Origin of the sequence: Gordonia abscondita (assembly GCF_032711245.1) — a bacterium.
GTDB lineage: Bacteria > Actinomycetota > Actinomycetes > Mycobacteriales > Mycobacteriaceae > Gordonia.
In genome coordinates, this window is sequence record NZ_CP128986.1 from 3,392,643 (window position 1) to 3,415,958 (window position 23,316).

23 protein-coding genes are annotated in these 23,316 nt (G+C 66.1%); 4 read left to right on the forward strand and 19 right to left on the reverse strand.

Annotated elements, in window-relative coordinates; translation table 11 throughout:
- The first annotated feature begins 4 nt into the window (after nucleotides 1-4).
- Nucleotides 5-601, forward strand: coding sequence for a SagB/ThcOx family dehydrogenase (locus MP11Mi_RS15930; protein WP_420039855.1), 597 nt, complete (start codon nucleotides 5-7; stop codon nucleotides 599-601).
- Nucleotides 602-800: 199 nt separating this feature from the next.
- Here the strand turns inward: MP11Mi_RS15930 and MP11Mi_RS15935 are convergent, their stop codons facing one another.
- On the reverse strand, nucleotides 801-1,913 hold the full coding sequence (locus tag MP11Mi_RS15935) for a M24 family metallopeptidase (RefSeq protein WP_420039856.1): 1,113 nt from the start codon (nucleotides 1,911-1,913) through the stop codon (nucleotides 801-803).
- A 55-nt stretch (nucleotides 1,914-1,968) separates the two neighbouring features.
- Between MP11Mi_RS15935 and MP11Mi_RS15940 the strand changes: the two genes are divergently transcribed.
- Entirely contained in the window at nucleotides 1,969-2,916 is a 948-nt protein-coding gene (locus MP11Mi_RS15940; RefSeq protein ID WP_420042134.1) for a 5'-3' exonuclease, read from the forward strand.
- A 42-nt stretch (nucleotides 2,917-2,958) separates the two neighbouring features.
- On the opposite strand, the gene MP11Mi_RS15945 is transcribed toward MP11Mi_RS15940, so the two are convergent.
- The 12 genes from MP11Mi_RS15945 to MP11Mi_RS16000 form a co-directional block, all read right to left on the reverse strand.
- Nucleotides 2,959-4,080 (reverse strand): DUF4333 domain-containing protein, encoded by a 1,122-nt coding sequence (locus tag MP11Mi_RS15945; RefSeq protein ID WP_420039857.1) that lies wholly within the window; start codon nucleotides 4,078-4,080, stop codon nucleotides 2,959-2,961.
- A 102-nt stretch (nucleotides 4,081-4,182) separates the two neighbouring features.
- Nucleotides 4,183-6,930 carry a DEAD/DEAH box helicase gene (locus MP11Mi_RS15950; protein ID WP_420039858.1) on the reverse strand — a complete coding sequence of 916 codons (2,748 nt, stop codon included), beginning with the start codon at nucleotides 6,928-6,930 and terminating at the stop codon, nucleotides 4,183-4,185.
- A gap of 3 nt (nucleotides 6,931-6,933) precedes the next feature.
- Nucleotides 6,934-7,935: a twin-arginine translocase subunit TatC gene (gene tatC / locus MP11Mi_RS15955; protein ID WP_420039859.1), complete on the reverse strand. Its 1,002-nt coding sequence runs from the start codon at nucleotides 7,933-7,935 to the stop codon at nucleotides 6,934-6,936.
- Nucleotides 7,936-7,953: 18 nt separating this feature from the next.
- Entirely contained in the window at nucleotides 7,954-8,223 is a 270-nt protein-coding gene (gene tatA, locus MP11Mi_RS15960) for a Sec-independent protein translocase subunit TatA (RefSeq protein ID WP_420039860.1), read from the reverse strand.
- Nucleotides 8,224-8,321: 98 nt separating this feature from the next.
- Nucleotides 8,322-9,299: a helix-turn-helix transcriptional regulator gene (locus tag MP11Mi_RS15965; RefSeq protein WP_420039861.1), complete on the reverse strand. Its 978-nt coding sequence runs from the start codon at nucleotides 9,297-9,299 to the stop codon at nucleotides 8,322-8,324.
- Nucleotides 9,296-10,237 (reverse strand): helix-turn-helix transcriptional regulator, encoded by a 942-nt coding sequence (locus MP11Mi_RS15970; protein ID WP_420042135.1) that lies wholly within the window; start codon nucleotides 10,235-10,237, stop codon nucleotides 9,296-9,298. Before MP11Mi_RS15970 ends, MP11Mi_RS15965 begins: the two co-directional genes overlap by 4 nt.
- Nucleotides 10,238-10,304: 67 nt before the next feature.
- Nucleotides 10,305-11,663 carry a Pup--protein ligase gene (gene pafA, locus MP11Mi_RS15975; RefSeq protein ID WP_420039862.1) on the reverse strand — a complete coding sequence of 453 codons (1,359 nt, stop codon included), beginning with the start codon at nucleotides 11,661-11,663 and terminating at the stop codon, nucleotides 10,305-10,307.
- 20 nt (nucleotides 11,664-11,683) lie between these two features.
- A complete protein-coding gene (gene prcA, locus MP11Mi_RS15980) occupies nucleotides 11,684-12,409 on the reverse strand; it encodes a proteasome subunit alpha (RefSeq protein ID WP_420039863.1) in 726 nt (241 codons plus the stop codon).
- Nucleotides 12,406-13,251, reverse strand: coding sequence for a proteasome subunit beta (gene prcB / locus MP11Mi_RS15985; RefSeq protein WP_420039864.1), 846 nt, complete (start codon nucleotides 13,249-13,251; stop codon nucleotides 12,406-12,408). The genes prcA and prcB overlap by 4 nt, the downstream gene beginning before the upstream one ends.
- On the reverse strand, nucleotides 13,248-13,439 hold the full coding sequence (locus MP11Mi_RS15990; RefSeq protein ID WP_236997125.1) for a ubiquitin-like protein Pup: 192 nt from the start codon (nucleotides 13,437-13,439) through the stop codon (nucleotides 13,248-13,250). Before MP11Mi_RS15990 ends, prcB begins: the two co-directional genes overlap by 4 nt.
- Nucleotides 13,440-13,512: 73 nt before the next feature.
- Complete coding sequence (gene dop / locus MP11Mi_RS15995) at nucleotides 13,513-15,018, reverse strand: depupylase/deamidase Dop (RefSeq protein ID WP_420039865.1); 1,506 nt, start codon at nucleotides 15,016-15,018, stop codon at nucleotides 13,513-13,515.
- An 81-nt stretch (nucleotides 15,019-15,099) separates the two neighbouring features.
- Nucleotides 15,100-17,058 carry an ATP-binding cassette domain-containing protein gene (locus MP11Mi_RS16000; RefSeq protein ID WP_420712805.1) on the reverse strand — a complete coding sequence of 653 codons (1,959 nt, stop codon included), beginning with the start codon at nucleotides 17,056-17,058 and terminating at the stop codon, nucleotides 15,100-15,102.
- Between MP11Mi_RS16000 and MP11Mi_RS18375 the strand changes: the two genes are divergently transcribed.
- Nucleotides 17,048-17,236, forward strand: a complete 189-nt coding sequence (locus MP11Mi_RS18375) for a hypothetical protein (RefSeq protein WP_420712806.1) — start codon at nucleotides 17,048-17,050, stop codon at nucleotides 17,234-17,236. The genes MP11Mi_RS16000 and MP11Mi_RS18375 overlap by 11 nt on opposite strands.
- Before the next feature lie 44 nt (nucleotides 17,237-17,280).
- On the opposite strand, the gene MP11Mi_RS18380 is transcribed toward MP11Mi_RS18375, so the two are convergent.
- The 3 genes from MP11Mi_RS18380 to MP11Mi_RS16010 are packed head-to-tail and all read right to left on the reverse strand — an operon-like array spanning nucleotide 17,281 to nucleotide 20,410.
- Nucleotides 17,281-17,802, reverse strand: coding sequence for an FHA domain-containing protein (locus MP11Mi_RS18380; protein ID WP_420712807.1), 522 nt, complete (start codon nucleotides 17,800-17,802; stop codon nucleotides 17,281-17,283).
- A gap of 59 nt (nucleotides 17,803-17,861) precedes the next feature.
- Entirely contained in the window at nucleotides 17,862-19,529 is a 1,668-nt protein-coding gene (gene arc / locus MP11Mi_RS16005; RefSeq protein ID WP_420039866.1) for a proteasome ATPase, read from the reverse strand.
- A 50-nt stretch (nucleotides 19,530-19,579) separates the two neighbouring features.
- Nucleotides 19,580-20,410 carry a tRNA (adenine-N1)-methyltransferase gene (locus MP11Mi_RS16010; RefSeq protein ID WP_420039867.1) on the reverse strand — a complete coding sequence of 277 codons (831 nt, stop codon included), beginning with the start codon at nucleotides 20,408-20,410 and terminating at the stop codon, nucleotides 19,580-19,582.
- An 82-nt stretch (nucleotides 20,411-20,492) separates the two neighbouring features.
- Here MP11Mi_RS16010 and MP11Mi_RS16015 point away from each other — a divergent pair, with 82 nt between their 5' ends.
- On the forward strand, nucleotides 20,493-21,350 hold the full coding sequence (locus MP11Mi_RS16015) for a thioesterase family protein (RefSeq protein WP_420039868.1): 858 nt from the start codon (nucleotides 20,493-20,495) through the stop codon (nucleotides 21,348-21,350).
- A gap of 13 nt (nucleotides 21,351-21,363) precedes the next feature.
- Here the strand turns inward: MP11Mi_RS16015 and hisG are convergent, their stop codons facing one another.
- From hisG to MP11Mi_RS16030, 3 genes are all read right to left on the reverse strand, one after another.
- Complete coding sequence (hisG, locus tag MP11Mi_RS16020; protein WP_420039869.1) at nucleotides 21,364-22,212, reverse strand: ATP phosphoribosyltransferase; 849 nt, start codon at nucleotides 22,210-22,212, stop codon at nucleotides 21,364-21,366.
- Nucleotides 22,213-22,225: 13 nt separating this feature from the next.
- Nucleotides 22,226-22,489, reverse strand: coding sequence for a phosphoribosyl-ATP diphosphatase (locus MP11Mi_RS16025; RefSeq protein ID WP_420039870.1), 264 nt, complete (start codon nucleotides 22,487-22,489; stop codon nucleotides 22,226-22,228).
- 116 nt (nucleotides 22,490-22,605) lie between these two features.
- On the reverse strand, nucleotides 22,606-23,277 hold the full coding sequence (locus MP11Mi_RS16030) for an HAD family hydrolase (RefSeq protein WP_420039871.1): 672 nt from the start codon (nucleotides 23,275-23,277) through the stop codon (nucleotides 22,606-22,608).
- Nucleotides 23,278-23,316: the final 39 nt, after the last annotated feature.

Consider the following 23,316-nt stretch of genomic DNA (forward strand, 5'->3'; position numbering starts at 1 on the left):
ACGCATGACCGGACCGATACGGTCTGGACTGGGCGCTCTCCTGGACCGGCGACGGTCCACGAAAGCGTACCGGCCGACTCCAATCGATTCTGCCGCGGTGCACGGCCTGATCGCCACGGTGGAGGGCGCAGGCCGAGACGGGCGGCGCGGGTACGGGTCCGCGCACGCCCGATACGGCGTGCACGTCACGGTGATCACCCGCGCGGTAGCCGGCCTGACCGCGGCCGCGTACCGGTACGACCGGGCGCTCGACGAACTCGTGACGGTCGTCGACGGCGACTTCCTCGCCGCCGTCGCGGGTGCGACTCTCGACGCGGACTGGCTCGCGCACTGTCCGGCCGCTCTCGTCCTCTCCGCCGACATCGCAGCAGCCGACGACGCTTTCGTCGACCAGGGGCACCACCGCGGTACCCGCTTCTGTTGGATCGAGACCGGCCTGATCGCGCAGAACGTCTACCTCTGGGCTGCCGAGAACGACTTCGGGACGGTCCTCCTCGGCGGCCTCGACGACGCAGCGATGGCGGCGGCCGCCGTGCGGTTGATCCCGCCGGAACAGACCATCACCGCGGTCATGCCGATCGGTGTTCCTACCTCGCGCTGAAGTCACCACGCGAGCGTTGCGCTGGTCTCGCAGGCGCGACACCCCTCAGCCGGCCGCGCAAGATCCACGGCGCATGTCATGCCGGTACTGCCGCTCGACCGATAGACCGCTGACACCCACATCGTCCGCGCGGCGAACGACCACAGCGGCGAAGCACAAAGACTGGACGCCCCAATCATCGGGACGTCACCCATCACAACTAGAGCTGCACTAGACCGTGCGGTCGCGTGTTCAACGGCTCACAGCCGTCCGCCGTGAGCACGACGATGTCCTCGATACGAGCGCCCCAGTCGCCCGCGACGTAAATTCCGGGTTCGATGCTGAAGGCCATCCCCTCGCGGAGCACGTCGTCGTTGCCCGCGACGATGTACGGCTCCTCGTGCACCGACAGACCGATACCATGCCCGGTCCGGTGGATGAACTGTTCTCCGTACCCCGCGTCATTGATGACGGTCCGCGCGGCGGCATCGACGGCCTCGGCGCTGACACCCGGCCGCGCGGCCGCGACGGCGGCGGCCTGGGCCCGCTCCAACACGTCGTACGCGGCGGCGATGTCGGCGCGCGGCGGACCAAAGCAGTAGGTGCGCGTCGAGTCGGAGTTGTAGCCGGGTTCGACGGGGCCGCCGATGTCGATCACCACGATGTCGTCGGCTCGGATCACCCGGTCGGAGTGCTCGTGGTGCGGATCCGCACCGTTCGGACCCGAACCGACGATGATGAACTCCGCGAATGTGTGGCCCTCCGCACGGATCGCGATGTCTATATCCGCGGCGACCTCTGCCTCCGTACGACCGGGCACGAGGAATTCGCCCATGCGCGCGTGGACCCGGTCGATCGCGGCTCCGGCACGGCGAAGCGCTTCGATCTCGGCGTCGTCCTTGATCATGCGGAGTTCACGCAGGACGGCGGTCGCCAACTCTGGTGCACGGGATGTCCGCGCCGCCAACGGAATCAGATGCAGTGCGGGCAATGAGTCGGATACGGCCAGCCGGGCATTCGGCGCTAAAATGTCGGTCGCCAACACGTACGGGTCTTGCCCGTCGACCCAGTCGATGACATCGACAGGCAAGTCGCCGATCGCAGAATCGCGCAGTGCCGCCAACTCAAGGCGGGCGGTCACGACCCGCGCACGTCCGTGCGACGGGACGACGAGAGCGGTGAGTCGCTCGAAGGTGTTGGCCTCCGATCCCGTCAGATAACGGAAGTCCGGACCGGTTCCGACGATGAGCGCGTCGATCCCGGCGTCTCGGGCCAGGACCGCTGCGCGATCGAGTCGTTGCGCGTACACAGTGGAGTCGAATCGAGCTGCCATGTGCCCCAGCGTATTGCACGGGTATGCAAGAGTGTTGTTCATGACCGGATCGGTGATGCTGCTCGACGGTGCCAGCCTGTGGTTCCGCTCCTTCTACGCCCTGCCAGAGAAGATGACGTCACCGGACGGACGCCCCGTGAACGCGGTACGCGGCTTTCTCGACACGATCGCTGCGCTCGTCACCGAACACCGCCCGACGCGCCTCGTCGTCTGCCTCGACCTCGACTGGCGACCGACGTTCCGCACCGATTTGATCCCGTCCTACAAGGCGCATCGTGTCGCGACCCCGAGCGACGGCTCCGCGACCGGCGACATCGAAGAGGTCCCCGACACGCTGACCCCGCAGGTCGACATGATCGCCGAAGCGTTGCGTTGCGCTGGCATCACGACCTCCGGCGCGCTCGGCTGCGAAGCCGACGACGTGATCGGAACACTCGCCTTCACCGAAGCCACCGATTCGGTCCTGGTTGTCAGCGGCGACCGCGACTTGCTCCAAGTCGTCGCGGACGACCCGGTGACGGTCCGCGTCCTCTACGTCGGACGTGGACTCAAGAACGCCGAACTCATGGGGCCCGCCGAAGTCGCAGCGAAATACAACGTGCCCGAAGACCGCGCGGGAACCGGGTACGCGGAGATGTCGATACTGCGTGGCGACCCGTCCGACGGCCTCCCCGGCGTCCCCGGCATCGGTGACAAGACCGCTGCCAGACTCATCACCGAGTACGGTGACCTCGACGCGCTGGAAACCGCCGCCTACGACTCGAACTCGGCGGTGGCGGCCCGCGCACGAAAATCGATCGTCGCATCGAAGGACTACCTGACCGCGGCGCGCGTCGTCGTCGCCGTCCGCACCGACGCGGACACCGTCGAGAGCCGGACCGACGACCGCCTGCCGATCGCCCCGGACGACGCCGACGGCCTGCGCGCACTGGTCGCCGAACTCGGCGTCTCCGCCAGCGTCAACCGACTCGCCAAAGCACTGGAGTGGGACGAGACCTTTTAGTCGGCCCCGCCCCACTCCAGTGGGCGAATCAGTGCGGAAAAGTCAGTTAGTGGGGCGCGACACTTCGTACGTGCCGTCCGAGTCCTTCACGGTAACGGTCACATGCTTGTTCTCACCGTTGACCGTCACCGAGCAGGTGAACGTGGTCCCCGACTCGACCTTCTGGCCGTCCGGGCAGCTGACGTCCTTCACATCAGAGATGCCGTAACCGTCCGGTTGCGGACCTGTCAGGGTCTTCTCCACACCCGACTGGACTGCATCCTGGTTGAGGCCGCCCTTCGCCCAGTTCGGCCACGCGAACGCCGTGATCAGCACGATCGCCGCGATGATCACCACGACGCCACCGACGATCGCGATCAGCTTGCCCTTGCCACCGGAACTGCCTCCCGCGCCCGGCTGCTGGGCGTACGGGTTCAGCGTCGGATCGGCACCGTACTGGGGTTGACCGGGCTGGGGTTGACCGGGCTGGCCGGGTTGGGGCTGGCCGTAAGCGGGTGCACCAAACTGTGCCTGCCCCGGCTGTCCGTATGGCGCTTGCCCGTACTGCGCCTGGCCGGGCTGGGGTTGGCCGTACTGGGCTTGACCGTAAGGCGCTTGACCGTACTGGAGCTGACCGTACTGGGGCTGACCGGCTTGGGGCTGACCGGCTTGAGGCTGGCCGGTGGCGCCGGAGGCGGACGCATCGGATTGCGGCTGCCCGTACTGGGCTTGCCCGTGTTGGGCTTGACCGTACTGCGCCTGGCCGGGTTGGACTTGCCCGTACTGCGCCTGGCCGGGTTGGACTTGCCCGTACTGGAATTGACCGTATTGGGGCGTCTGCTGAACAGTCGTCGGGTCCGACGGAGCCCCCGGCTGCGAGACCGGCGTCGCGCCCGCGGCGAACGGCTGCTGGCCCGGCTGCTGAGCGAACTCGGTCGGCTGGTACGCCGCCTGCTGCCCGCCCGGAGTTGACGACGGATGCGCCGCCCCTGGTTCGGGTTGATTCGACTGGCCCGCACCGGATTCGGGGGCAGGCGTCGCGGGCAGCTGCGAGATCGTCGTCGCATCCGAGCCTTCCGGGCCATCGGTCGGCGACGGAGCCGCCGGGATGTCCGGCCGCTGCACGATCGACGTCTTGTCGTCGTCGGGCGTACCCGCGTCAGTCGGCTCGTTACCGTTGGTCATCTCGGACCTCTCCTCATCAATGTCACATACCCGATCTGCGTTGGGTGTCACGCTACCGCAGCGCGGTCGGTTCAACCGGCATGAATCCTCGGTGTCGACCCGTCAATCGAGTTCAGATGCGACGACGCCACGGCGCACCCCCGCGACGGCCCGTTTCGCCGCGCTCGCCAGCGGCGCATTCGGGTCGACACTGCTGCGGATCTGTTCCAGCAGGTCGATGACCTGCCGGTTCCAGCGAACGAAATCACCGGGCGACAACAGATTCCCTTGTTCGGTCGCGGCGAGCAACGCCTCCCTCAGCGACCGGCCCGACGCCCACGCCGACACCGCCGCACAGAAGCCTGTATCCGGTTCACGTGTTTGAACGACTCCGCGTCGTTCCTGGACCCGATTGGTCGCCTCCCACACCTCGAGAGTCCCGGTCAACGCGTCGCGCAGCGCACGGTTTCCCGGCATCGAATCGACGCCGCCACGATACGATTCGCGACGCGACGTGAACAACACCGACGACACGACGGCCGCCAGATCCGGCGGCGACAATCGATCCCAGACTCCGGCACGGATGCACTCGGCAACCAGAAGATCGCTCTCGCTGTAGATGCGGCGCAGTACCGCGCCCGTCGGCGTCACCCGGATCGACCCTTCGCCGTCGTCCTCCAGATAACTCAGGTCGAGCAGCACCCCGACCACAGCGTCGAAGTCGTTCTCCAGCTGGGACGTCCGTTCCTGCACGGCCTTCCCCAACGATTCGACATCACGCTGAACCCGGCCTCTCCGCTCGGCGAGCCGATACAGGTCGTCCAGCCCAGACGCCTTGTGCACCGGGTGGCGACGAAGTCGGCCCCGCATCTCGTCCAACTCGGGATCAGTCGCCGCAGCCTTCTTCTTGACGCGGCCGCGCGGCCGCTCGATGCCCGACTTCCGCAGGGCCGCCGCGATCTCGCGTCGCGCGTGCCGGGTGCGGGTGTCCTTCGGCACCCGCAGATCGCCGAGGACTTCCGGCGGATTGACGAACTCGGCGGAACCGACCCGGCCGACCCAACCGTCCTCGCTCAACACAAGCGGTTTCGGGTCGGCACCCTTCCACGCCGGATCGAGCACCACAGCCAGACCTCGATGCCTGCCCGTCTGCACCGACACGACCTGTCCCCGGGTGAGCGCGCCGAGGTCCTCGGCGATCGACTCCTCACTGTCGAGACGTCGCACGAACCGTTGAGCGCGCTCCCGCTGCTTGATGGCCGCACGGAGGTCGACGTATTCAGCGAAAACATCAGGGTCGAGCGCGTGCCGCGTCGACGCCGCGTCGAGTTCAGTGTCGAGCTTGCGCAACGACCGTTCGGCTGAATCGAGTTGCCGGGCCTGGCCGACCACCGACCGATCGGTCTGGAACTGGGCGAACGAGCGCCGCAGCAGAGTGCGCGAACCGTCCAACCCGAGCCGGTCGATCAGGTTCATGGCCATGTTGTACTCGGGCGCGAACGAACTCTTCAGCGGGAAGGTCCGCGCGCCCGCCAGACCGGCGACCCGATCGGGCAGCACTTCGGGCGTCCACACGACGACAGCGTGGCCCTCGACGTCGATGCCGCGGCGTCCCGCGCGGCCGGTCAGTTGGGTGTACTCCCCCGGCGTCAGATCCACGTGCGACTCGCCGTTGTATTTCACGAGCCGCTCCAGGACAACGCTGCGGGCAGGCATGTTGATGCCGAGGGCGAGGGTCTCGGTCGCGAAGACGACCTTGACCAGTCCGAGCGTGAACAGTTCTTCGACTGCTTGGCGGAAGGTCGGCAGCAAGCCCGCGTGGTGCGCGGCGAACCCTCGCCGAAGACCCGCACGCCAAGCATCGACGCCGAGGACATCGGCGTCGCCAGGCGCCAGTTCGGTCAGGTGTCGCTCGACGACCTCGTCGACCCGATCGGCCTCGTCGGGTTCGAGCAGCCGCAGATCTGACCGCAGGCACTGCGCCAACGCTCCCTCGCATCCCGCGCGCGAGAAGATGAATGCGATCGCGGGCAGCAACCCCTCATTCTCGAGCATCGAGACCAAGCGCGGACGCGAGACCCCCGTGGTGCGGGTGCCGCGCCGTCCACGCTCGCGCGCGAGCCGATCCCGATAGGTGCCGACCGCGTCAGCACCGAGTACCCGATGCTTGATGTAACGGGTCAGCTCGGGATTGACCTCCGGTTTCCCGCCGTCACGACGGCGCCGGTCGAACAACTCGAACATTCGATTGCCCACCAGCATGTGCTGGTGCAACGGAACCGGACGATGCTCGTCGACTACTACCGCTGTGTCGCCGCGGACGGTGGTGATCCAGTCGCCGAACTCCTCGGCGTTGCTGACCGTCGCCGACAGACTGACGACCCGCACGCCCGGATCGAGGCCGAGGATGACCTCCTCCCAGACGGCTCCGCGGAACCGGTCGGCGAGGAAATGTACCTCGTCCATAACGACATGCGAGAGTCCTTGCAGCGCGGGCGAATCTGCGTAGATCATGTTCCGAAGCACTTCGGTCGTCATGATGACGACCGGCGCAGACGAATTGATCGAGTTGTCGCCAGTGAGCAGGCCGACGTTCTCCGCGCCGTGTACGGCGATCAGATCATGGTATTTCTGATTGCTCAGCGCCTTGATGGGTGTCGTATAGAAGCATTTGCCGCCCCGCGCCAACGCCAGGTGAACAGCGAACTCGCCGACAATCGTCTTGCCCGCACCCGTCGGGGCGCACACCAATACTCCGAGACCATCCTCGAGCGCGGTACACCCGCGGATCTGGAAGTCGTCGATCGCAAACTCCAGGCGACCGGCGAAAGCAGTGAGTTCGGGACCAGAGATCTCGGCGCGCGTAGTCATCCCCTACAGGATCTCATCGAATGACGACGGTTCGCGCACCGAACCGCGGCTCGATGTGCCGACGATCGTTCCGGAAGCTCCCACCGGGGTCGGGCGCGGCAGCCGTGACGCCGACTCGGAACGGTCGACTTCCTCGAGCGGCGAGGCCTCGTCGTCGTCGACATTCATCCAGTCGGGACTGTGCTTTGCCTTGCGGCGGTCGTGGAACCGGGAGAACTGGATCGCGACTTCGAGCAGCACCGTGAGTGCGCAGGCGAGCGCGAGCATCGTGAACGGGTCCTGGCCGGGCGTCACGATCGCCGCGAAGACGAACATCCCGAAGATCAAGCCCCGTCGCCAGGCTTTGAGGCGCTCGTACTTGAGCACACCGACGATGTTCAGCGCAATAATCAGCAACGGCAGTTCGAAGCTGATACCGAAGATGACCAGCAGGTGGAGCATGAAACTGAAGTACTGGTCACCGGACAGCGCGGTCACCTGGACGTCGTTGCCGACGGTCAGTAGGAACTCGAACGCCTTCGAGACGACGACGTAGGCGAGCACCGCGCCACCGACGAACAGCACGGCGGACGCCGACACGAAACTGCTCGCATACTTGCGTTCGTTGCCGTGGAGTCCGGGAGTGATGAACCGCCACAGTTGGTAGAACCACACCGGGCAGGCAAGGACTATGCCCGCGGTGAGCGCGACCTGTAGGCGGAGCATGAACTGGTCGAACGGCCCGGTTGCGAGGAGGCGGCAGGCGCCGTCCGAGGTGAGGGTGGCACGGGTCGACGCCGGGAGATCACAGTAGGGTCCGCGCAGAAGTTCACCGAGCGACTCAAGGCGCCACGGACCGTAGCTGTACCAGATGAAGCCGATGATCGTCGTGACGACGATGGCCGCTAGCGCGACGAGGAGCCGGTAGCGAAGCTCGTACAGGTGCTCCCGCAACGGCATCGAGCCGTCCGGGTTGACCTTGCTGCGTCGCTGGCGGGGATCGAGTCGGCGGAAGTTGATTCGCACGCGAGTGTCAGGGAGCGGCTACGCCGACTTCTTGATCTCGGCCGACTTCTTGGTCTCGTCAGTCACCGTGACGTTGACGTCGACGTCCTGGTCGCGTGCGGTGAGCTCACGCGGCTCATCTGCCTTCGACTTGTCGTCGCCGTCGTTCGCCATCTCGGCCATCTCGGACTTGAAGATGCGCATCGATCGTCCCACCCCGCGTGCCGCTTCGGGCAGCTTCTTGGAACCGAACAGCACGACGAGCACGACCAGCACGATTGCCCAGTGCCACCAGGAAAGGGCGCCCATGAAGAAACCTCCGTTGCAAAAACTCGATGTCGACGAACTCGATGTCTACGCTCACTGTACCCGCTGGAGCATGATCCGTCCCTGCGTGGATGCTCTGGTCAGTACCGCGCGCGAGCCGCGGCGGCGGTCGCCCGGACCGACCCGGCGACGTCGCCGTCGACGGTCGGTTCGATGAGTCGGACACGCCCGCCGAAGCCAAGGAGGAAACGCTCGAGCCACTGCGGCGATCCGTAGCGCAGTGTCGCCGTGATGGTGGCGTCCTCGGCCAGGTCCGCCTCACCCGTGTCGGGGTCCGTGTCCGGGTCGGCAGCATAGTATTCGAGCACCCACCGGGCGTCCGGATCGATCTCGATCCGCACCGTCGGCAGGTCGTCAGTCAACGTGGACGTACCCGCGGGCGGTGTGTGCGCGAGGTCCCGCTCCGGTGGCGCCGACGGCTCATCGAGCGGCAATGCGTGAAGGACACGGTCGAAGCGGAACAGTCGCACCGCATCCGATGACCGACACCATGCTTCCAGATAGCTGTGACCGTCGACGGCCTTAATCATGATCGGATCGACGATGCGTTCGGTGACCTCGTCGCGGCTCGGCGTGTAGTAGCGGATGGCGAGGGCGATTCCGTCGGTGACGGCGCTGCGAATCTGCTGGCGGACCGGATCATCGGCGGTCGGCGAAGCGCCGACGGTCGACACAGAACTGGGCGTTCCGCCGACCGCGTCCTCGATCTTCGCCATGGCGCGCCGGACCGCGTCGGCGTCGACCGCTCCGGTGTCGAGAAGGGTGCGGAGCGCGATGATCAGCACGTTCGCTTCCGTGCCGGTCAGCCTCAGTGGGCGGTCCATGCCCGCGGTGAAGCCGACGTGGACGTACCCGCTGGAAAACTCGATGTCGATCAAGTCGTCGGGCATATACCCGGGTAGACCACACAGAAAGAGCTGTTCCAGGTCTTTCGTCAACTGCTTCTGCGTGAGGCCGAGGTCGGCGGCAGCCGTCGACAACTTGATTCCCGGGCGGGCCAGGAAGTACGGGACCATCGCGAGCAGGCGCGACAGCCGGGTGGGCGCTGCGGTGCTCATCGCGTCGTTCCTTCCCCGACGGCGAGTCGGTCGAGTTCGGCGATCACCGTCGCACGCAGGTCGGCTGGTTCCAGGACCACAGCGTCTGGGCCGGCACTGAGCACCGCGCGGACCACGCCGACGCGGGAGCGAACGTCGATCTCGGCGACGTCGCCGACGTCCGACCCCAAAGCCTGCGGGGTCACCGAACGCGCCATTCGTCGCAGTCCATGCGCGCGGCCCTTCGCCAGCCACACGCGCGCGGTGAAGTCCTGCGCATCGCCCGCACGACTAACGGCCTCGTCGACGAGACCATTCAGATCCAGCCCCGCGGGCACGTGCACGGCCCCTCGATCGGACGCCGGAGCGACGTCGTCGATACGGGAAGTCCGGAAGGTGCGGGTCGCATCGCGGTCCAGATCGTGGCCGATCACGTACCAGCGTCCCCGGTTGCCGACCACTCCCCACGGCTCGACTCGTCGGGTCGACCGGCCTCGCGTCGAGCGGTGCGTGAAGGTGACCGCCTGCGCGGCGCCGATCGCGTCGATGAGCCCACGGATGACGGTTTCCGAACCCATCGATCGGGGTCCGCCCGCTTGCTCGACCCCGAGTTCGTCGGGAGCCACCACGTCGACACCTGCCGCACGGAGTTTGAGGACCGCCGACTGGGAGACTGCGGCGACGTCCGGCACGCGCCAGACGGCGGCGGCAGCGGCGAGCGCGGCGGCCTCGTCCGTCTCCAACCGGATGTCGGGCAGCGCGTAGTCGTCCGGCTTGATGAGGTACCCCTCCTCCCCGACGCTGTTGCGACCGGTCACCACCGGAATCCCCAACTCGCGCAGCTCGTTCTTATCGCGTTCGAGCATGCGTTTGAACGTCTCGTCACTCTGTCCCGACGCGTCGTATCCGACGATGTTGGCGCGCACGTATTCAGCCGTAACGTACTGCCGAGCCGACATCAGGCAGATGACGAGGTTGAGGAGGCGTTCGGCCTTCGGAGTGGATGCCACGCGGTGATCTTAAGGCCTACAACGACGAGATCAGTCGTTCGACGCGCTCGTCGACACTTCGGAACGGGTCCTTGCAGAGCACGGTGCGCTGGGCCTGATCGTTGAGCTTGAGGTGTACCCAGTCGACGGTGAAGTCGCGTTCGGCCTTCGTCGCGGCGACGACGAACTCGCCCCGCAGCTTGGCGCGTGTCGTCTGCGGCGGCGTGTGGACGGCGCGGTCGATGTCGTCGTCGGCCACGACGCGCGCGGCCAGCCCTTTGCGCTGCAGCACGTCGAACACTCCGCGGCCGCGCCGGATGTCGTGATAGGCGAGGTCGAGTTGCGCGATCTTCGGGTCCGATAGGTCCATCCCGTAGCGGTCCTGGTAGCGGCGGAACAACTTCTGCTTGATCATCCAGTCGATCTCGGTGTCGACCCCACTGTGATCGCCTGACTCGACGGCATCGAGGGTCCGGCCCCACAGGTCGACCACGCGGTCCATCGTCGGATCCGGCGTGCGGCTCTCCAGATGTTTCACGGCGCGGGCGTGGTATTCGCGTTGGATCGCGAGTGCGGTCGACGTGCGGCCGCCAGCCAAGCGGATCTCCCGTCGTCCGGTGATGTCGTGGCTGATGTCGCGGATCGCCCGGATCGGATTGTCGAGCGCGAAGTCGTGGAATGAGATGCCCGATTCGATCATCTCCAAGACCAGCAGCGCCGAGCCGACCTTCAGCATCGTCGTCGTCTCCGCCATGTTGGAGTCGCCGACGATCACGTGGAGGCGGCGGTACTTCTCGGCGTCCGCGTGCGGCTCGTCTCGGGTGTTGATGATCGGACGTGACCGAGTCGTTGCCGACGACACGCCCTCCCAGATGTGGTCGGCACGCTGCGATAAGCACATCGTCGAGTCCTGGCCGACGGTCAGCACCTTGCCTGCGCCGCAGATCAGCTGACGGGTCACCAGGAACGGCAGGAGCACGTCCGACACACGCCCGAACTCGCCCATCCGATTCACTAGGTAGTTCTCGTGGCAGCCGTACGAGTTGCCCGCCGAGTCTGTGTTGTTCTTGAACAAGTACAGGTCACCGCCGATGCCTTCGTCGGCGAGCCGCTTCTCGGCGTCGAGCATGAGGTCTTCCAGGATCCGTTCGCCCGCCCGGTCGTGGGCGATCAACTGCTCGATCGAATCGCATTCCGCCGTCGCGTACTCGGGGTGTGATCCGACATCGAGGTAGAGCCGGGCGCCGTTCTCCAAGAACACATTCGACGATCGACCCCAAGCGACGACGCGCCGGAAGAGGTAGCGTGCGACCTCATCGGGACTCAGCCGCCGCTGTCCGTGTGATGTGCAGGTGACACCGAATTCGGTCTCGATGCCCATGATTCGACGTTCCACGTCAGTCTCCCAACTCCACGTCAGTGTCCTCCCAGCAGGTCGGTGACCTTCTGGTCGCTGAGCCGTTTGAACGCGCGCCGCGACCGGGTCCGGTCGAGTATCGCGGCCTCGATTTCGGTGACCGGCAACAACGGCGGCGCGGCCTCCGCCTCGGGTGCCGGGTCACCGTCCTTGGGTGTCACGAGAGCCCGCGCGGCGACGGTCAACGCTTCGTTCAACGCCATCTCGGGCCGATACGAATCCTTCATCGCGGCGACGATCGGTTCGGTCGCACCACCCATCACCAGGAACGACTGCTCGTCGACGATGGAACCGTCGTAGCCGATGCGGTACAGCTGCGACGGCGTGTCCGCGCCGACCCGACCGACCTCGGCGACACACAATTCGACCTCGAACGGCTTGGCCTGCTCGGTGAACACCGTGCCGAGCGTGTTCGCGTACGCGCTGGCCAGCGACAGCCCGGTGACATCCGCGCGGTCGTACGAGTAGCCGCGCAGGTCAGCGAGCTGAATGCCCGCCTTGCGTAGACTCTCGAACTCGTTGTACTTGCCGACGGCGGCGAACCCGATCCGGTCGTAGATCTCACTGATCTTGCGCAACGTATTCGACGGATTGTGCGCGACGAACAGCACGCCGTCGCCGTACGTCACGGCGATCACACTGCGTCCGCGAGCGATGCCCTTGCGGGCGAGTTCGGAGCGGTCGCGCATGATCTGCTCTGCGCTCGCGTAATAGGGGAACGTCATCGTCGATCACCTCCGTCCTCGTGGGCGGCGAGTCGTCGGTCAACGACAGCCTGTGCGGCATCAGCGATCTCAGGTTCGGCGACGTCGCGGGCACCGTCGGCGTCGACCCGCACCGCCGTCGGGAAGATCCGGCGGACCAGGTCGGGGCCGCCCGTCGCGGAGTCGTCGTCGGCAGCGTCGTAGAGCGCTTCGACGGCGACGGCGAGTGCGTCGTCCGCGGTCAGGTCGGTGCGGTACAGCTTCTTCAACGACGAGCGCGCGAAGACCGACCCCGATCCGATCGCGTCGTAACCGCCGCGCTCCTCATGGCGCGACCCGGCGACATCGAAGGAGAAGATGCGCCCGAACGAGGGTTCCGGCGTGCTGTCGGTCGGCTGGTAGCCGACGAGCAGCGGAATGGCGGCGAGCCCTTGCAGCGCGGCGCCCAGATTGCCGCGCACCATCGATGCGAGCCGAGAAGCCTTACCGTCCAACGTGAGGCTGACGCCTTCGATCTTCTCGTAGTGCTCGAGTTCGACGGCGAACAGCCGGACCATTTCGATCGCGATGCCTGCGGTGCCCGCGATGCCCGCCGCGGAGTACTCGTCGGTGATGTAGACCTTCTGGACGTCGCGAGTCGCGATGATGTTGCCCATCGTCGACCGACGGTCACCCGCCAGGATCACACCACCGAGGTAGCTGACGGCGACGATGGTCGTGCCGTGCGGTATCTGGTCGGCGGCGGCGCCGGGCACCCATCCCCCGGTGGACGCGCCCGGCAGTCGATCAGGCGCGTTCACTCGGAGGAACTCGGTGAACGAAGAGATATTGTGCCCGGACTGACCGCCGACACCCGCGGTCACTGCCCGCCCTTCTGCACGTAGGCGCGGACGAAGTCTTCAGCGTTCTCTTCCAGCACGTCGTCGATCTCGTCGAGCAGATCATCGGTCTCGACGGCCAGCTTCTCGCGACGTTCCTGCCCGGCAGCGCCAGAGCCGGTCACCTCGTCGTCGCCCGAACCGCCGCCCCGTTTCGCCTGCTCCTGCGCCATCATCGCCTCCTGAAGAGTGGTTGTCCCTCAACACTACCGGGGCTCGGCGATGTGCCGTGCGGCGAATCGCCGGTCAGTTCGCGGTCAGCTGATCCACGAGATCTTCAGCCGACGTGGCGGCGTCGAGAAGCTCACCGACGTGGGCGCGGGTGCCGCGCAGTGGTTCGGGCATCGGGATGCGGACGAGCGAATCGCTACCAACGTCGAAGATCACCGAATCCCAGCTCGCGGCTGCGATGTCCGAGCCGAACCGACGCACGGATTCGCCGCGGAAGTAGGCGCGCGTGGACTCCGGCGGCGTCGATACTGCTGCCGTCACCTGCTCCTCGGAGACGAGTCGCTTCATCGACCCCCGTGCGACGAGGCGGTTGTAGAGCCCTTTGTCGAGGCGTACATCCGAATACTGCAAGTCGATGAGCTGCAGGCGCGACGCCCCCCAGCCGAGTCCCTCCCGGTTCCGGAAGCCGTCCAACAGACGGAGCTTGGCGGGCCAGTCCAGGATGTCGGCGCACTCCATAGGATCACGTTCGAGCTTGTCGAGGACGTCAGCCCACGTCCGTATGACGTGGGCGGCCCGCTCGTCATCCGCCGCGTGCGCGTCGTGGTGCGCCGATACCCGCGCGAGGTATTCGCGCTGGAGGGCGAGCGCGGTCATCTCGCGTCCGTCGGCGAGTGCGACCGTCGCCCGCAGCGTCGGGTCGTGACTGATGGCGTGCACGGCGTCGACCGGGCGCGCGAGCGCGAGATCGGTGAGGTCCACGCCCGCTTCGATGAGGTCGAGGACAAGCGCCGTCGTCCCGACCTTGAGGTAGGTGGCGGTTTCGGCTAGGTTCGCGTCGCCGATGATCACGTGGAGCCTGCGGTACTTATCGGGATCGGCGTGCGGCTCGTCGCGTGTATTGATCAGCCCGCGTTTGAGCGTGGTCTCCAAACCGACCTCGACCTCGATGTAGTCGGCACGCTGGGACAGTTGGTAGCCGGCCTCCTCGCCGCGCTGACCGATGCCGACGCGACCGGATCCGCAGATCACCTGGCGGGACGCGAAGAACGGCATGAGGCCGACGATGATCGAGTCAAACGGCGTGTCCCGCCGCATCAGGTAATTCTCGTGCGTGCCGTACGACGCGCCCTTCCCGTCGATGTTGTTCTTGTAGAGCTGCAACCGTGGTGCGCCCGGGACGCTCGCGACGTAGCGGGCGGCCTCTTCCATCACACGCTCCCCGGCCTTGTCCCAGATCACCGCGTCCAACGGGTCGGTCACCTCGGGCGCCGAATACTCCGGGTGCGCGTGGTCGACGTAGAGGCGGGCTCCGTTGGTGAGAATCATGTTCGCGGCGCCGATCTCGTCGGCGTCGATGATCGGAGCGGGACCCGAATGGCGGCCGAGGTCGAATCCTCGCGCGTCGCGCATCGGCGACTCTTCCTCGAAGTCCCACCGGGTCCGCCGATCGCGTCGCGGAACCGCGGCGGCCGCTGCGTAGGCGAGGACCGCCTGCGTGGACGTCATGATCGGGTTCGCGGTCGGGTCTCCGGGTGCCGAGATGCCGTATTCGACTTCGGTGCCGATGATGCGCTCCATGTGCCCAGCCTAACGGGACGCGCGAGCGCTCCGCGAACGACCGCCGCTCCCCACGTCACGGGGCCCGACGCTCGCCCGACCTCACCGTCTACGCAGCCGCAGTCGCGAGTAGATGAGCGCGACAAGCAGTACCGCCATCAGTGCGAGCACTCCGTAGGCCAGCGCCATGTGCCCGGCCGTCGGCTCCCACCACGGGTACTCCATGGACTTGCCCTGCGCGGCTTTGACCTGGCTGGCCTCCGGGTTGATCCGCGGAATGTCGACGGCTTGGGCGGCCGCCGTGTATCCCCAGTAGGCGGGGAAGATCCAGCCGAGTTGTGCCGCACCCGCCGCACTGATCGGGAACAGGCCGCCGCAGAAGACGAGCTGGACCATCACCACGATGACCAGCGGCGGCATCGTCTGCTCGTTGGACCGGACCAGCGACGAGATCGCGAGACCTACCAGTGTGCTCACGCAGGCGAGCACCGCGATCGCGATGAACAGGGCCGCGGCCGGCGGCAGGAACACGCCGCCGTACTCGGGAATGTCCCGCAGTCCGTACGTGATACCGAGCATGATCGCGCTCTGCACCGACGTCAGCAGGAAGAAGACGACGACCTTTGCCGCCAGATATGCACCTGGACGCAGGCCGACGGCGCGTTCGCGTTCGAAGATCGGCCGTTCGCCGACGAGGTCGCGGACCGTCAAGGCGGCGCCCATGAACGCCGCGCCGATGACGAGTACCACCAGGAGCTGCACCGCTTCGACGGGATCCTTGGAGATCGTGGACCCCGGCTCCCACCCGGGTTCGCTCGAACTGATGCCGAACCCGGTGGACCCGGGGATCACCAGCGTGAGCAGGCCGAGGACGACCGGAAGCAGCAACAGAAAGATCAAGTAGCCGCGATCGGCGAGGATCAAGCGCAGCTGGCGGCGAAACACCGTCGACGTCTGACGCCCCGAACTCGCCTGGTGCACTTTCACCGGCGGCCCGATCCTCGGAGCAAGGCCAGGTGCCGACGTGCGCGGATGCCGTTGCCGGTAGTTGTGCCACGCTAAGTCGGGCTGATCCGCGGTGAACGCGAAGATCTCCGCCCAGTCGGTGGTGCCGAGCTCGGAGCCGACATCCTTCGGTGAACCACAGAACGCCGTCTTTCCGCCCGGTGCCAGTAGGAGCACCTGATCGCAGAGGTTGAGGTACGTCAGCGAGTGGGTGACGACCAAGACCACGCGCCCGGCGTCGGCGAGTCGACGCAGTGTCTGCATCACCTGGCGGTCCAATGCCGGATCGAGGCCCGACGTCGGCTCGTCAAGGATCAGCAGTGACGGACCGGTCAACAGTTCCATGGCGACGGACGCGCGTTTGCGCTGGCCACCGGAGAGCTTGTCGATGCGGGTGTCGACGTGTTCGGTCAATTGGAGTTCGGAGAGGACGCCGTCGATCACCTGGTCGCGGTCCGCCGTCGACAGGTCTGATGGCAGACGCAGTTCGGCCGCATAGCGCAGCGCCTGCCGCAACGTCAGCTTGCGGTGCAGCACGTCGTCCTGCGGGACCATTCCGATCCGGGTCCGCAGCGCCTCGTATTCGGTGTGCACTCCCCGACCCTCGAACGTGACCACGCCGACCGTCGGATTGCCCAGTCCTGCAACGATCTTCGAGATCGTCGACTTGCCCGCGCCCGATGGCCCGATGATCGCGGTGAGCGTGCCGGGCGCGGCGTCGAACGAGATGTCGTTGAGGAGGGTCTTACCGTCGATCGTCAATGACACGCCGTCCACTTGAACGCCGCCCGCAACATCTGTCTGGGATCGGCCGCGGACGAGCGAACCACCGGACATGACGAAGTCGGAGTTACCGATCGTCACGACGTCGTTGTCGGTCAACCGGTGTGCCATGACGCGCTGCCCGTTGACGAACGTTCCGTTCACGCTCCCCAGGTCTTCCAAGAGCAGACCCTGCGGCGTGGACGACAGCTTGGCGTGGTGGCGGGACGCGAGGACGTCGCTGACGACGATGTCGTTGTCCGGAGTGCGTCCGATGGACTGCGTGCCCGACATCGCGATGCTCTCGCGGCCGCGCAGACTATCGGGGACTTCGAATATCGCGGACGCGTTCTGGTGCAGCGCCGCGAGATGCGGCGCGTCGGCGAGTTCCCCGAAACGCGGCGCCGCAGCGGAGGTGACCGCCCTCGTCGTATGCGGCCGCGTCGACCCCGGCCGAATCGAATCGGGCTGAATCGAATCGGGCTGGGCAGGTGGTGTCTCTTATACCCCTCTTCACTACCTCCGTAACCCTCTCCACATCGGGCGGACCGGCTGCGCACGAACCGGATGCGACGACGGGGCCGGCGGCGGGGTCACAGGTCCTGGCGTCACAGGTTTGGGCGTCACAGGTTTGGGTGTCGCAGGTCCGGGTGTCGCAGGTCTGGGGGTCGGGGGCCGTTGGGCGTGAACGCCACCGCTCGCCGGCACGATCGTCGGCGCGGCGGGCCCGAGCGGAGTCAACTCGAGGACGGGGCCAGTCTGACCGTCACCCAGGTTGATCCGGGTGGTGCCCGCGACCGTGACGACGGTCTGGCGGACACCGCTCACGAACATCCCATTGGTGCTGCCCGCATCGATGACCTGCCAGCCGTCGTCCGCCGACCACTCGATCGACAGGTGCCGCCGAGACACGAGCGGGTGATTGACCACCACTTCGTTATCGGGGGTTCGGCCGAGCGAGGCAGGCGAGACCCTAACGGTCTGCTGCGCGCCCTGACCGACGCGGACCTGCAGCGGCGTGGCTTCTTGAGTGTTCATCGCAGAACACCATATCCGGTGAACGTCGTCCGAGACGTTCACCGGAATGACTTCGCGAACTACAGATACTGCCCGGTGTTCGATTCGGTGTCGATCGCGCGGCTGGCACCACTCCCCTTGCCGGTGACCAAGGTCCGGATGTACACGATCCGCTCGCCCTTCTTCCCGGAGATCCGCGCCCAGTCGTCCGGGTTCGTGGTGTTCGGCAAGTCCTCGTTCTCGGAGAACTCGTCGAGGATCGAATCCATGAGATGCCCGATCCGGAGACCGCGCTGCCCGCTGTCCAGATGCGCCTTGATCGCATATTTCTTAGCGCGGTCGACGATGTTCTGGATCATCGCGCCGGAGTTGAAGTCCTTGAAATACATGATCTCTTTGTCACCGTTGGCGTACGTCACTTCGAGGAACCGGTTGTCATCGGTCTCGGCGTACATCCGCTCGACGACACGCTGGATCATCGCGTCCACACATGCCTGCGGCTGCCCACCGAACTCGGCGACGTCATCCGGGTGCAACGGCAGATCGGCGGTCAGATATTTGGAGAAGATATCGATCGCCGACTCGGCATCGGGACGCTCGATCTTGATCTTCACGTCCAGGCGGCCCGGCCGGAGAATCGCTGGATCGATCATGTCCTCGCGGTTCGACGCACCGATCACGATCACGTTCTCGAGGCCTTCGACACCGTCGATCTCGCTGAGCAACTGCGGGACAACGGTCGTCTCGACATCGGACGAAACGCCCGACCCGCGAGTACGGAAAATCGAGTCCATCTCGTCGAAGAACACGATCACCGGGGTGCCCTCCGACGCCTTCTCGCGGGCGCGCTGGAAGATCAACCGGATGTGGCGCTCGGTCTCGCCGACGAACTTGTTGAGGAGTTCGGGGCCCTTGATGTTCAAGAAGTACGACTTCGCCTCGGCCGAGTCGTCGCCGCGGTGTTCGGCGATCTGACGCGCCAACGAATTCGCGACCGCCTTCGCGATGAGCGTCTTGCCGTTGCCGGGAGGACCGTACAGTAGCACGCCCTTCGGGGGGCGCAGCGAGTACTCGGCGAACAGGTCGCTGTGCAGGAATGGCAGCTCGACGGCGTCGCGGATCTGCTCGATCTGGCGGCGCAGACCACCGATGTCCGTGTAGTCGACGTCCGGCACCTCTTCCAGGACGAGGTCTTCCACTTCGGCCTTCGGGATCCGCTCAAGCGCGTAACCGGCCTTGCCGTCGACCAGAAGCGAATCGCCGGGCCGCAGTTTGCGATCTGACTCGCCTCCCCCGTCGATGTGGACGAGCGTATCGGCGAGTTGCACGACCCGCTCCTCGTCGGTGTGTCCGACCACGAGCGCACGGCGTCCGCCGTCAAGGATTTCACGGAGGGTGGAGATCTCGCCGACTTCGTCGTAACCGAGCGCCTCGACGACGGTCAACGCCTCGTTCAACCGCACGGACTGTCCGCGGTTCAAGGTCTCGACGTCGATGTTCGGCGACACCGTCAATCGCATCTTGCGTCCGGAGGTGAACACGTCGACGTTGTCGTCGGACGCGACGCCGAGGAGGACGCCGTAACCACTGGGCGGCTGACCGAGGTTGTCGACCTCTTCGCGCAGCGCAACGAGCTGCTGGCGTGCTTCCTTGAGGGTGTCAAGGAGCTTGGCGTTGCGCGCCGTCAGCTTCTCGATCTGCTCGTGCGGAGCAGCTCCCTGCGCACCGGACTCCGTCGTCGGGGTCATCGGTCCTCCTTCGTCGCTGTCAACTGGTGACGCTGTACCTGGCTTCTACGCTACCCGCGTGTCGGACGACGCTTCACCCGGAGTGTTTCCGTGCCGTCGGCCAGTCGGCGGGCCGTGATGAGGAACGCGGTATGACCCTGCATGCGGTGCTCGGGGCGGACCGCCAGACCGACGGCGCTCCACTCGCGGACCAGCGACTCCCAGGCGCGCGGCTCCGTCCAACACTGGAGGTCGCGAAGCCCTTCCATCACCTTCGACAGCTGGGTGACGGTCGCGACATACACCGTGAGGACGCCTCCGGGCTTGAGCGTTTTCGACACGAGTTCTAGCTGTTCCCACGGCGCGAGCATGTCGAGAATGATCCGGTCGTACTGGTCGGCCGGATCATGGTTGGCGAGATCATCGACCACCAGCTTCCAATTGTCCGGCTTTTTCCCGAGGAAGGTCTCGACGTTGCGTACCGCGTGTTCGGCGTGGTCATCACGCACCTCGTACGACAGGACCGATCCTTCGGTGCCGACGGCGCGCAACAGGGACAACGTCAGCGATCCCGATCCGGCACCCGCTTCGAGGACACGTGCGCCCGGGAAGATGTCGCCTTCGGAAACGATCTGCGCGGTGTCCTTCGGATAGATAACCTGTGCGCCACGCGGCATCGACAGGATGTAGTCGGTGAGCAGCGGCCGGAGCGCGAGATATTCGGTCCCGTTGACCGACTTGACGATCGAGCCCTCGTTCGCGCCGAGCAGATCGTTGTGTTCGATACCGCCCTTGTGGGTGTGGAACTGCTTGTCCGGTTCGAGGACGACGGTGAACTTGCGTCCCTTGGAATCGGTGAGTTGCACGCGGTCGCCCTCGGCGAATGGACCGGTCGTCGGCATCGGTGGTGGTGTCCTTCGGGTCGAGGGGCGGTTCGGCGTCCAGGAGGTGGGTGAGACTTTCCCCAAGCATAGAGTGGCGTCCATGTCTGAGCATGCACTGGCAGCCCCCAGCTACTACCGGCCGATCGCCGCGCCCGACGGCGCCGATCCCAGTTACGAGTACTTCGTCCCGACCGAGGCGACGGTGAGCGTCTGGTCGCCGGAGATCCAGCACGGCGGTCCGCCCGCCGGTCTGATGATGCGCGCACTGATCCGCGCCGCCGGCGACGACGGGAAAGCGTTCACGCGCGTCACCACAGAGATTCTGGGTGCGATGGGCTTAGGTGTGAACCGGGTCCGCGCCTCGATCGTGCGACCGGGCAAGCGCATCTCCCAGGTGGCCGCCGATCTCGAAGTTCAGGCGCCGTCCGGTGAGTTCCGGGTCGTCGCGCGCACCGTCGCCTGGCGGATCATGACCGGCGACTCGACCCCCGTCGAACATTCGCCGGTGCCGCCGCTGCCCGCCGGGCCGGACGAGCTCCCCCAGATCATCGGGTTCCCGGATGACGGCGAGATGGCTGTCCCGTGGGGCAAGGTCGGCTTCATCGGCACCACCGTCGTCGCGCGCCAGGCCGGTAGGAACGGGCAGAGTCCCGCGGTCTGGATTCGGGCCGCGATCGGATTGATCGAGGGTGAACAGATGTCGCCGCTCGAGTCGATCTTCACGGTCCTCGACGTCGCTAACGGCGTCGGTACCCGGCTCGATCCGGCGAAATGGTCGTGGATGAACATGGACACGACGGTGCATCTCGTGGCCCAGCCGACAAGCCCCTGGTTGGGCTTGGACGCGGACCTCGCGATCGGGGCCGCCGGTTACGGCGCGAGCTTCGCCGACCTGTACGACGTGTCCGGTTTCCTCGGACGTTCCGCCCAGACCGACATGATCGCGCCCGCCGGCTGAGCGAGCCGACGCGTCAGAAGCGGCAGCTGCGGATGTCGGACGCGAGGATGGCGCGGACACCGAGCTCGGAGAGGTCGTCCATGACGGACTGGTGCGTCTTGCGCGGGACCATGGCTCGGACGGCGAGCCAATCCGGGTCGAGCATCGGCGACACCGTCGGAGACTCCAGGCCCGGCGTCATCGCGACCGCGGCGTCCAGGAGCGTCTTCGGGCAGTCGTAGTCGATCATCACGTACTGCTGGCCGAGGACGACGCCTTGCACTCGCGCGATGAACTGTTTCGCGGCCTTCGACGGCTCAGCTGATTCGGGATTGCGGATCAAGACCGCTTCGGAGTCGCACAGTGAGTCGCCGAACGCGGTGAGATCATGCAGACGCAGGGTCCGCCCCGATCCGACGACGTCGGCGATCGCATCGGCGACACCCAACTGGATGGAGATCTCGACGGCGCCGTCGAGGCGGATGATCTCGGCTTCGATGCGGCGTTCGGCGAGGTCGCGGCGCACGAGATTCGGGTACGACGTCGCGATCCGCTTCCCAGCGAGATCCTCGACCCCCCACTCCTGGTCGGCTGGCGCAGCGTACCGGAACGACGACGACCCGAAGCCGAGCGCCACCTCTTCGAGTACCTCCGCGCCGGAGTCGGCGGCCAAGTCACGCCCCGTGATACCGAGATCGAGAGTTCCCGCGCCGACATAGATCGCGACGTCCTTAGGACGCAGGAAATAGAACTCGACGTCGTTGTTGACGTCTATGACCGACAGGTCCTTCGGATCGGACCGCTTGCGGTAGCCGGCTTCGGAGAGGATCCCGGCGGCGGCTTCAGACAATGCACCCTTATTCGGGACTGCGACACGCAACATGAGTGAGTTGTTCCTAAAGGTAGCGGTAGATGTCGGCCGGATTCAGGCCGCGTTTGATCATCATGACCTGAAGCCAGTAGACGAGCTGCGAGATCTCTTCCGAGAGCGCCTCGTCGGACTCGTGCTCGGCAGCCAACCACACTTCGCCAGCTTCTTCGATGATCTTCTTGCCGAGCGTATGGACGCCCTGATCCAGCGCGGCTACGGTGCCACTGCCTTCAGGGCGGGTCTCGGCCTTGTCGGCCAGCTCAGCGAAGAGTTCGTCGAAGGATTTCACGTCAGCTATTTTCGCACGGGACGCGTGAAGTCGGCGTACCGGGCCGACCGACCGCTCGACCGATCGCTACGAGCCGCGTTACCAGTTTGTGGTCCCGCGGCTCGCAGCGAGAGCGTTCAGGCCAGTGCGGCGCACAGATCGTCGAGGGTGAGACCGACCAGCGAGTCGCGGTAGCTGTAGGTGGCTCGCGGCGGCACCTCAATCGCCGACGGGATGATGATGGCGCGGACGCCCGCAGCAAAAGTCGCGGCCGCGCCCGCGGGCGAGTCCTCGACCGCCAGGCACCGACCGATCGGGAACCCGACGAGCTCGGCGGCACGCCGATAGATGTGCGGAGCGGGTTTGCCTGCCTCGACTTCGTCGCCGCAGACCGTCGTGACGAACCGGCCGGCACCGATCGTCGTCAACAGGACGTCGGTCACCTCTCGCAACGTGTTCGTCACGAGAACCATCGGGATGTCGGCCGCGGCGACCATGTCGAGGGCATCGACCGCGCCCGGCCGCCACGGCGGGCCGCCTTCGAATAGCTCCAGGACACGCTGAACCATCCAGTCCTCGTCGGTGTCGAAGTCGCGACCGGACTCGGGGACGAGCGCTGCGTCGTACAGCTTCGTCATCGCGTCCACCGAGCTGTTGCCCATCGTCGAATCCCGCAGTGAGTCGGTCATCTCGATGTCGAGCCGGCCCGCGAATTCGACGAGGACCTGCTCCCACAACGGTTCGGTGTCGAGCAACGTCCCGTCCATATCCCAGAACAGGGCGTCCGGAAGGCGTACGTCATCGGTCACTGGTGGTCCTCCTAGAAGGGTCGGTCGCTGGCGGGTCCG

What these genes read in the sequence shown, in the direction of transcription:
- MP11Mi_RS16015 (WP_420039868.1), top strand. Translation starts at nt 20,493, where the DNA reads ATGTCTGAGCATGCACTGGCAGCCCCCAGCTACTACCGGCCGATCGCC.
- MP11Mi_RS15930 (WP_420039855.1), top strand. Translation starts at nt 5, where the DNA reads ATGACCGGACCGATACGGTCTGGACTGGGCGCTCTCCTGGACCGGCGA.
- MP11Mi_RS15950 (WP_420039858.1), bottom strand. Translation starts at nt 6,930, where the DNA reads ATGACTACGCGCGCCGAGATCTCTGGTCCCGAACTCACTGCTTTCGCC.
- hisG (WP_420039869.1), bottom strand. Translation starts at nt 22,212, where the DNA reads ATGTTGCGTGTCGCAGTCCCGAATAAGGGTGCATTGTCTGAAGCCGCC.
- arc (WP_420039866.1), bottom strand. Translation starts at nt 19,529, where the DNA reads ATGACCCCGACGACGGAGTCCGGTGCGCAGGGAGCTGCTCCGCACGAG.
- MP11Mi_RS15945 (WP_420039857.1), bottom strand. Translation starts at nt 4,080, where the DNA reads ATGACCAACGGTAACGAGCCGACTGACGCGGGTACGCCCGACGACGAC.
- tatA (WP_420039860.1), bottom strand. Translation starts at nt 8,223, where the DNA reads ATGGGCGCCCTTTCCTGGTGGCACTGGGCAATCGTGCTGGTCGTGCTC.
- MP11Mi_RS18380 (WP_420712807.1), bottom strand. Translation starts at nt 17,802, where the DNA reads ATGAACACTCAAGAAGCCACGCCGCTGCAGGTCCGCGTCGGTCAGGGC.
- MP11Mi_RS15970 (WP_420042135.1), bottom strand. Translation starts at nt 10,237, where the DNA reads ATGTCGGCTCGGCAGTACGTTACGGCTGAATACGTGCGCGCCAACATC.
- MP11Mi_RS15990 (WP_236997125.1), bottom strand. Translation starts at nt 13,439, where the DNA reads ATGGCGCAGGAGCAGGCGAAACGGGGCGGCGGTTCGGGCGACGACGAG.
- prcA (WP_420039863.1), bottom strand. Translation starts at nt 12,409, where the DNA reads ATGACGTTCCCCTATTACGCGAGCGCAGAGCAGATCATGCGCGACCGC.
- MP11Mi_RS15940 (WP_420042134.1), top strand. Translation starts at nt 1,969, where the DNA reads ATGCTGCTCGACGGTGCCAGCCTGTGGTTCCGCTCCTTCTACGCCCTG.
- MP11Mi_RS15965 (WP_420039861.1), bottom strand. Translation starts at nt 9,299, where the DNA reads ATGAGCACCGCAGCGCCCACCCGGCTGTCGCGCCTGCTCGCGATGGTC.
- MP11Mi_RS16010 (WP_420039867.1), bottom strand. Translation starts at nt 20,410, where the DNA reads ATGCCGACGACCGGTCCATTCGCCGAGGGCGACCGCGTGCAACTCACC.
- dop (WP_420039865.1), bottom strand. Translation starts at nt 15,018, where the DNA reads ATGGAGCGCATCATCGGCACCGAAGTCGAATACGGCATCTCGGCACCC.
- MP11Mi_RS15935 (WP_420039856.1), bottom strand. Translation starts at nt 1,913, where the DNA reads ATGGCAGCTCGATTCGACTCCACTGTGTACGCGCAACGACTCGATCGC.
- MP11Mi_RS16000 (WP_420712805.1), bottom strand. Translation starts at nt 17,058, where the DNA reads ATGTCGGGCACGCAGTCCATCGGACGCACTCCGGACAACGACATCGTC.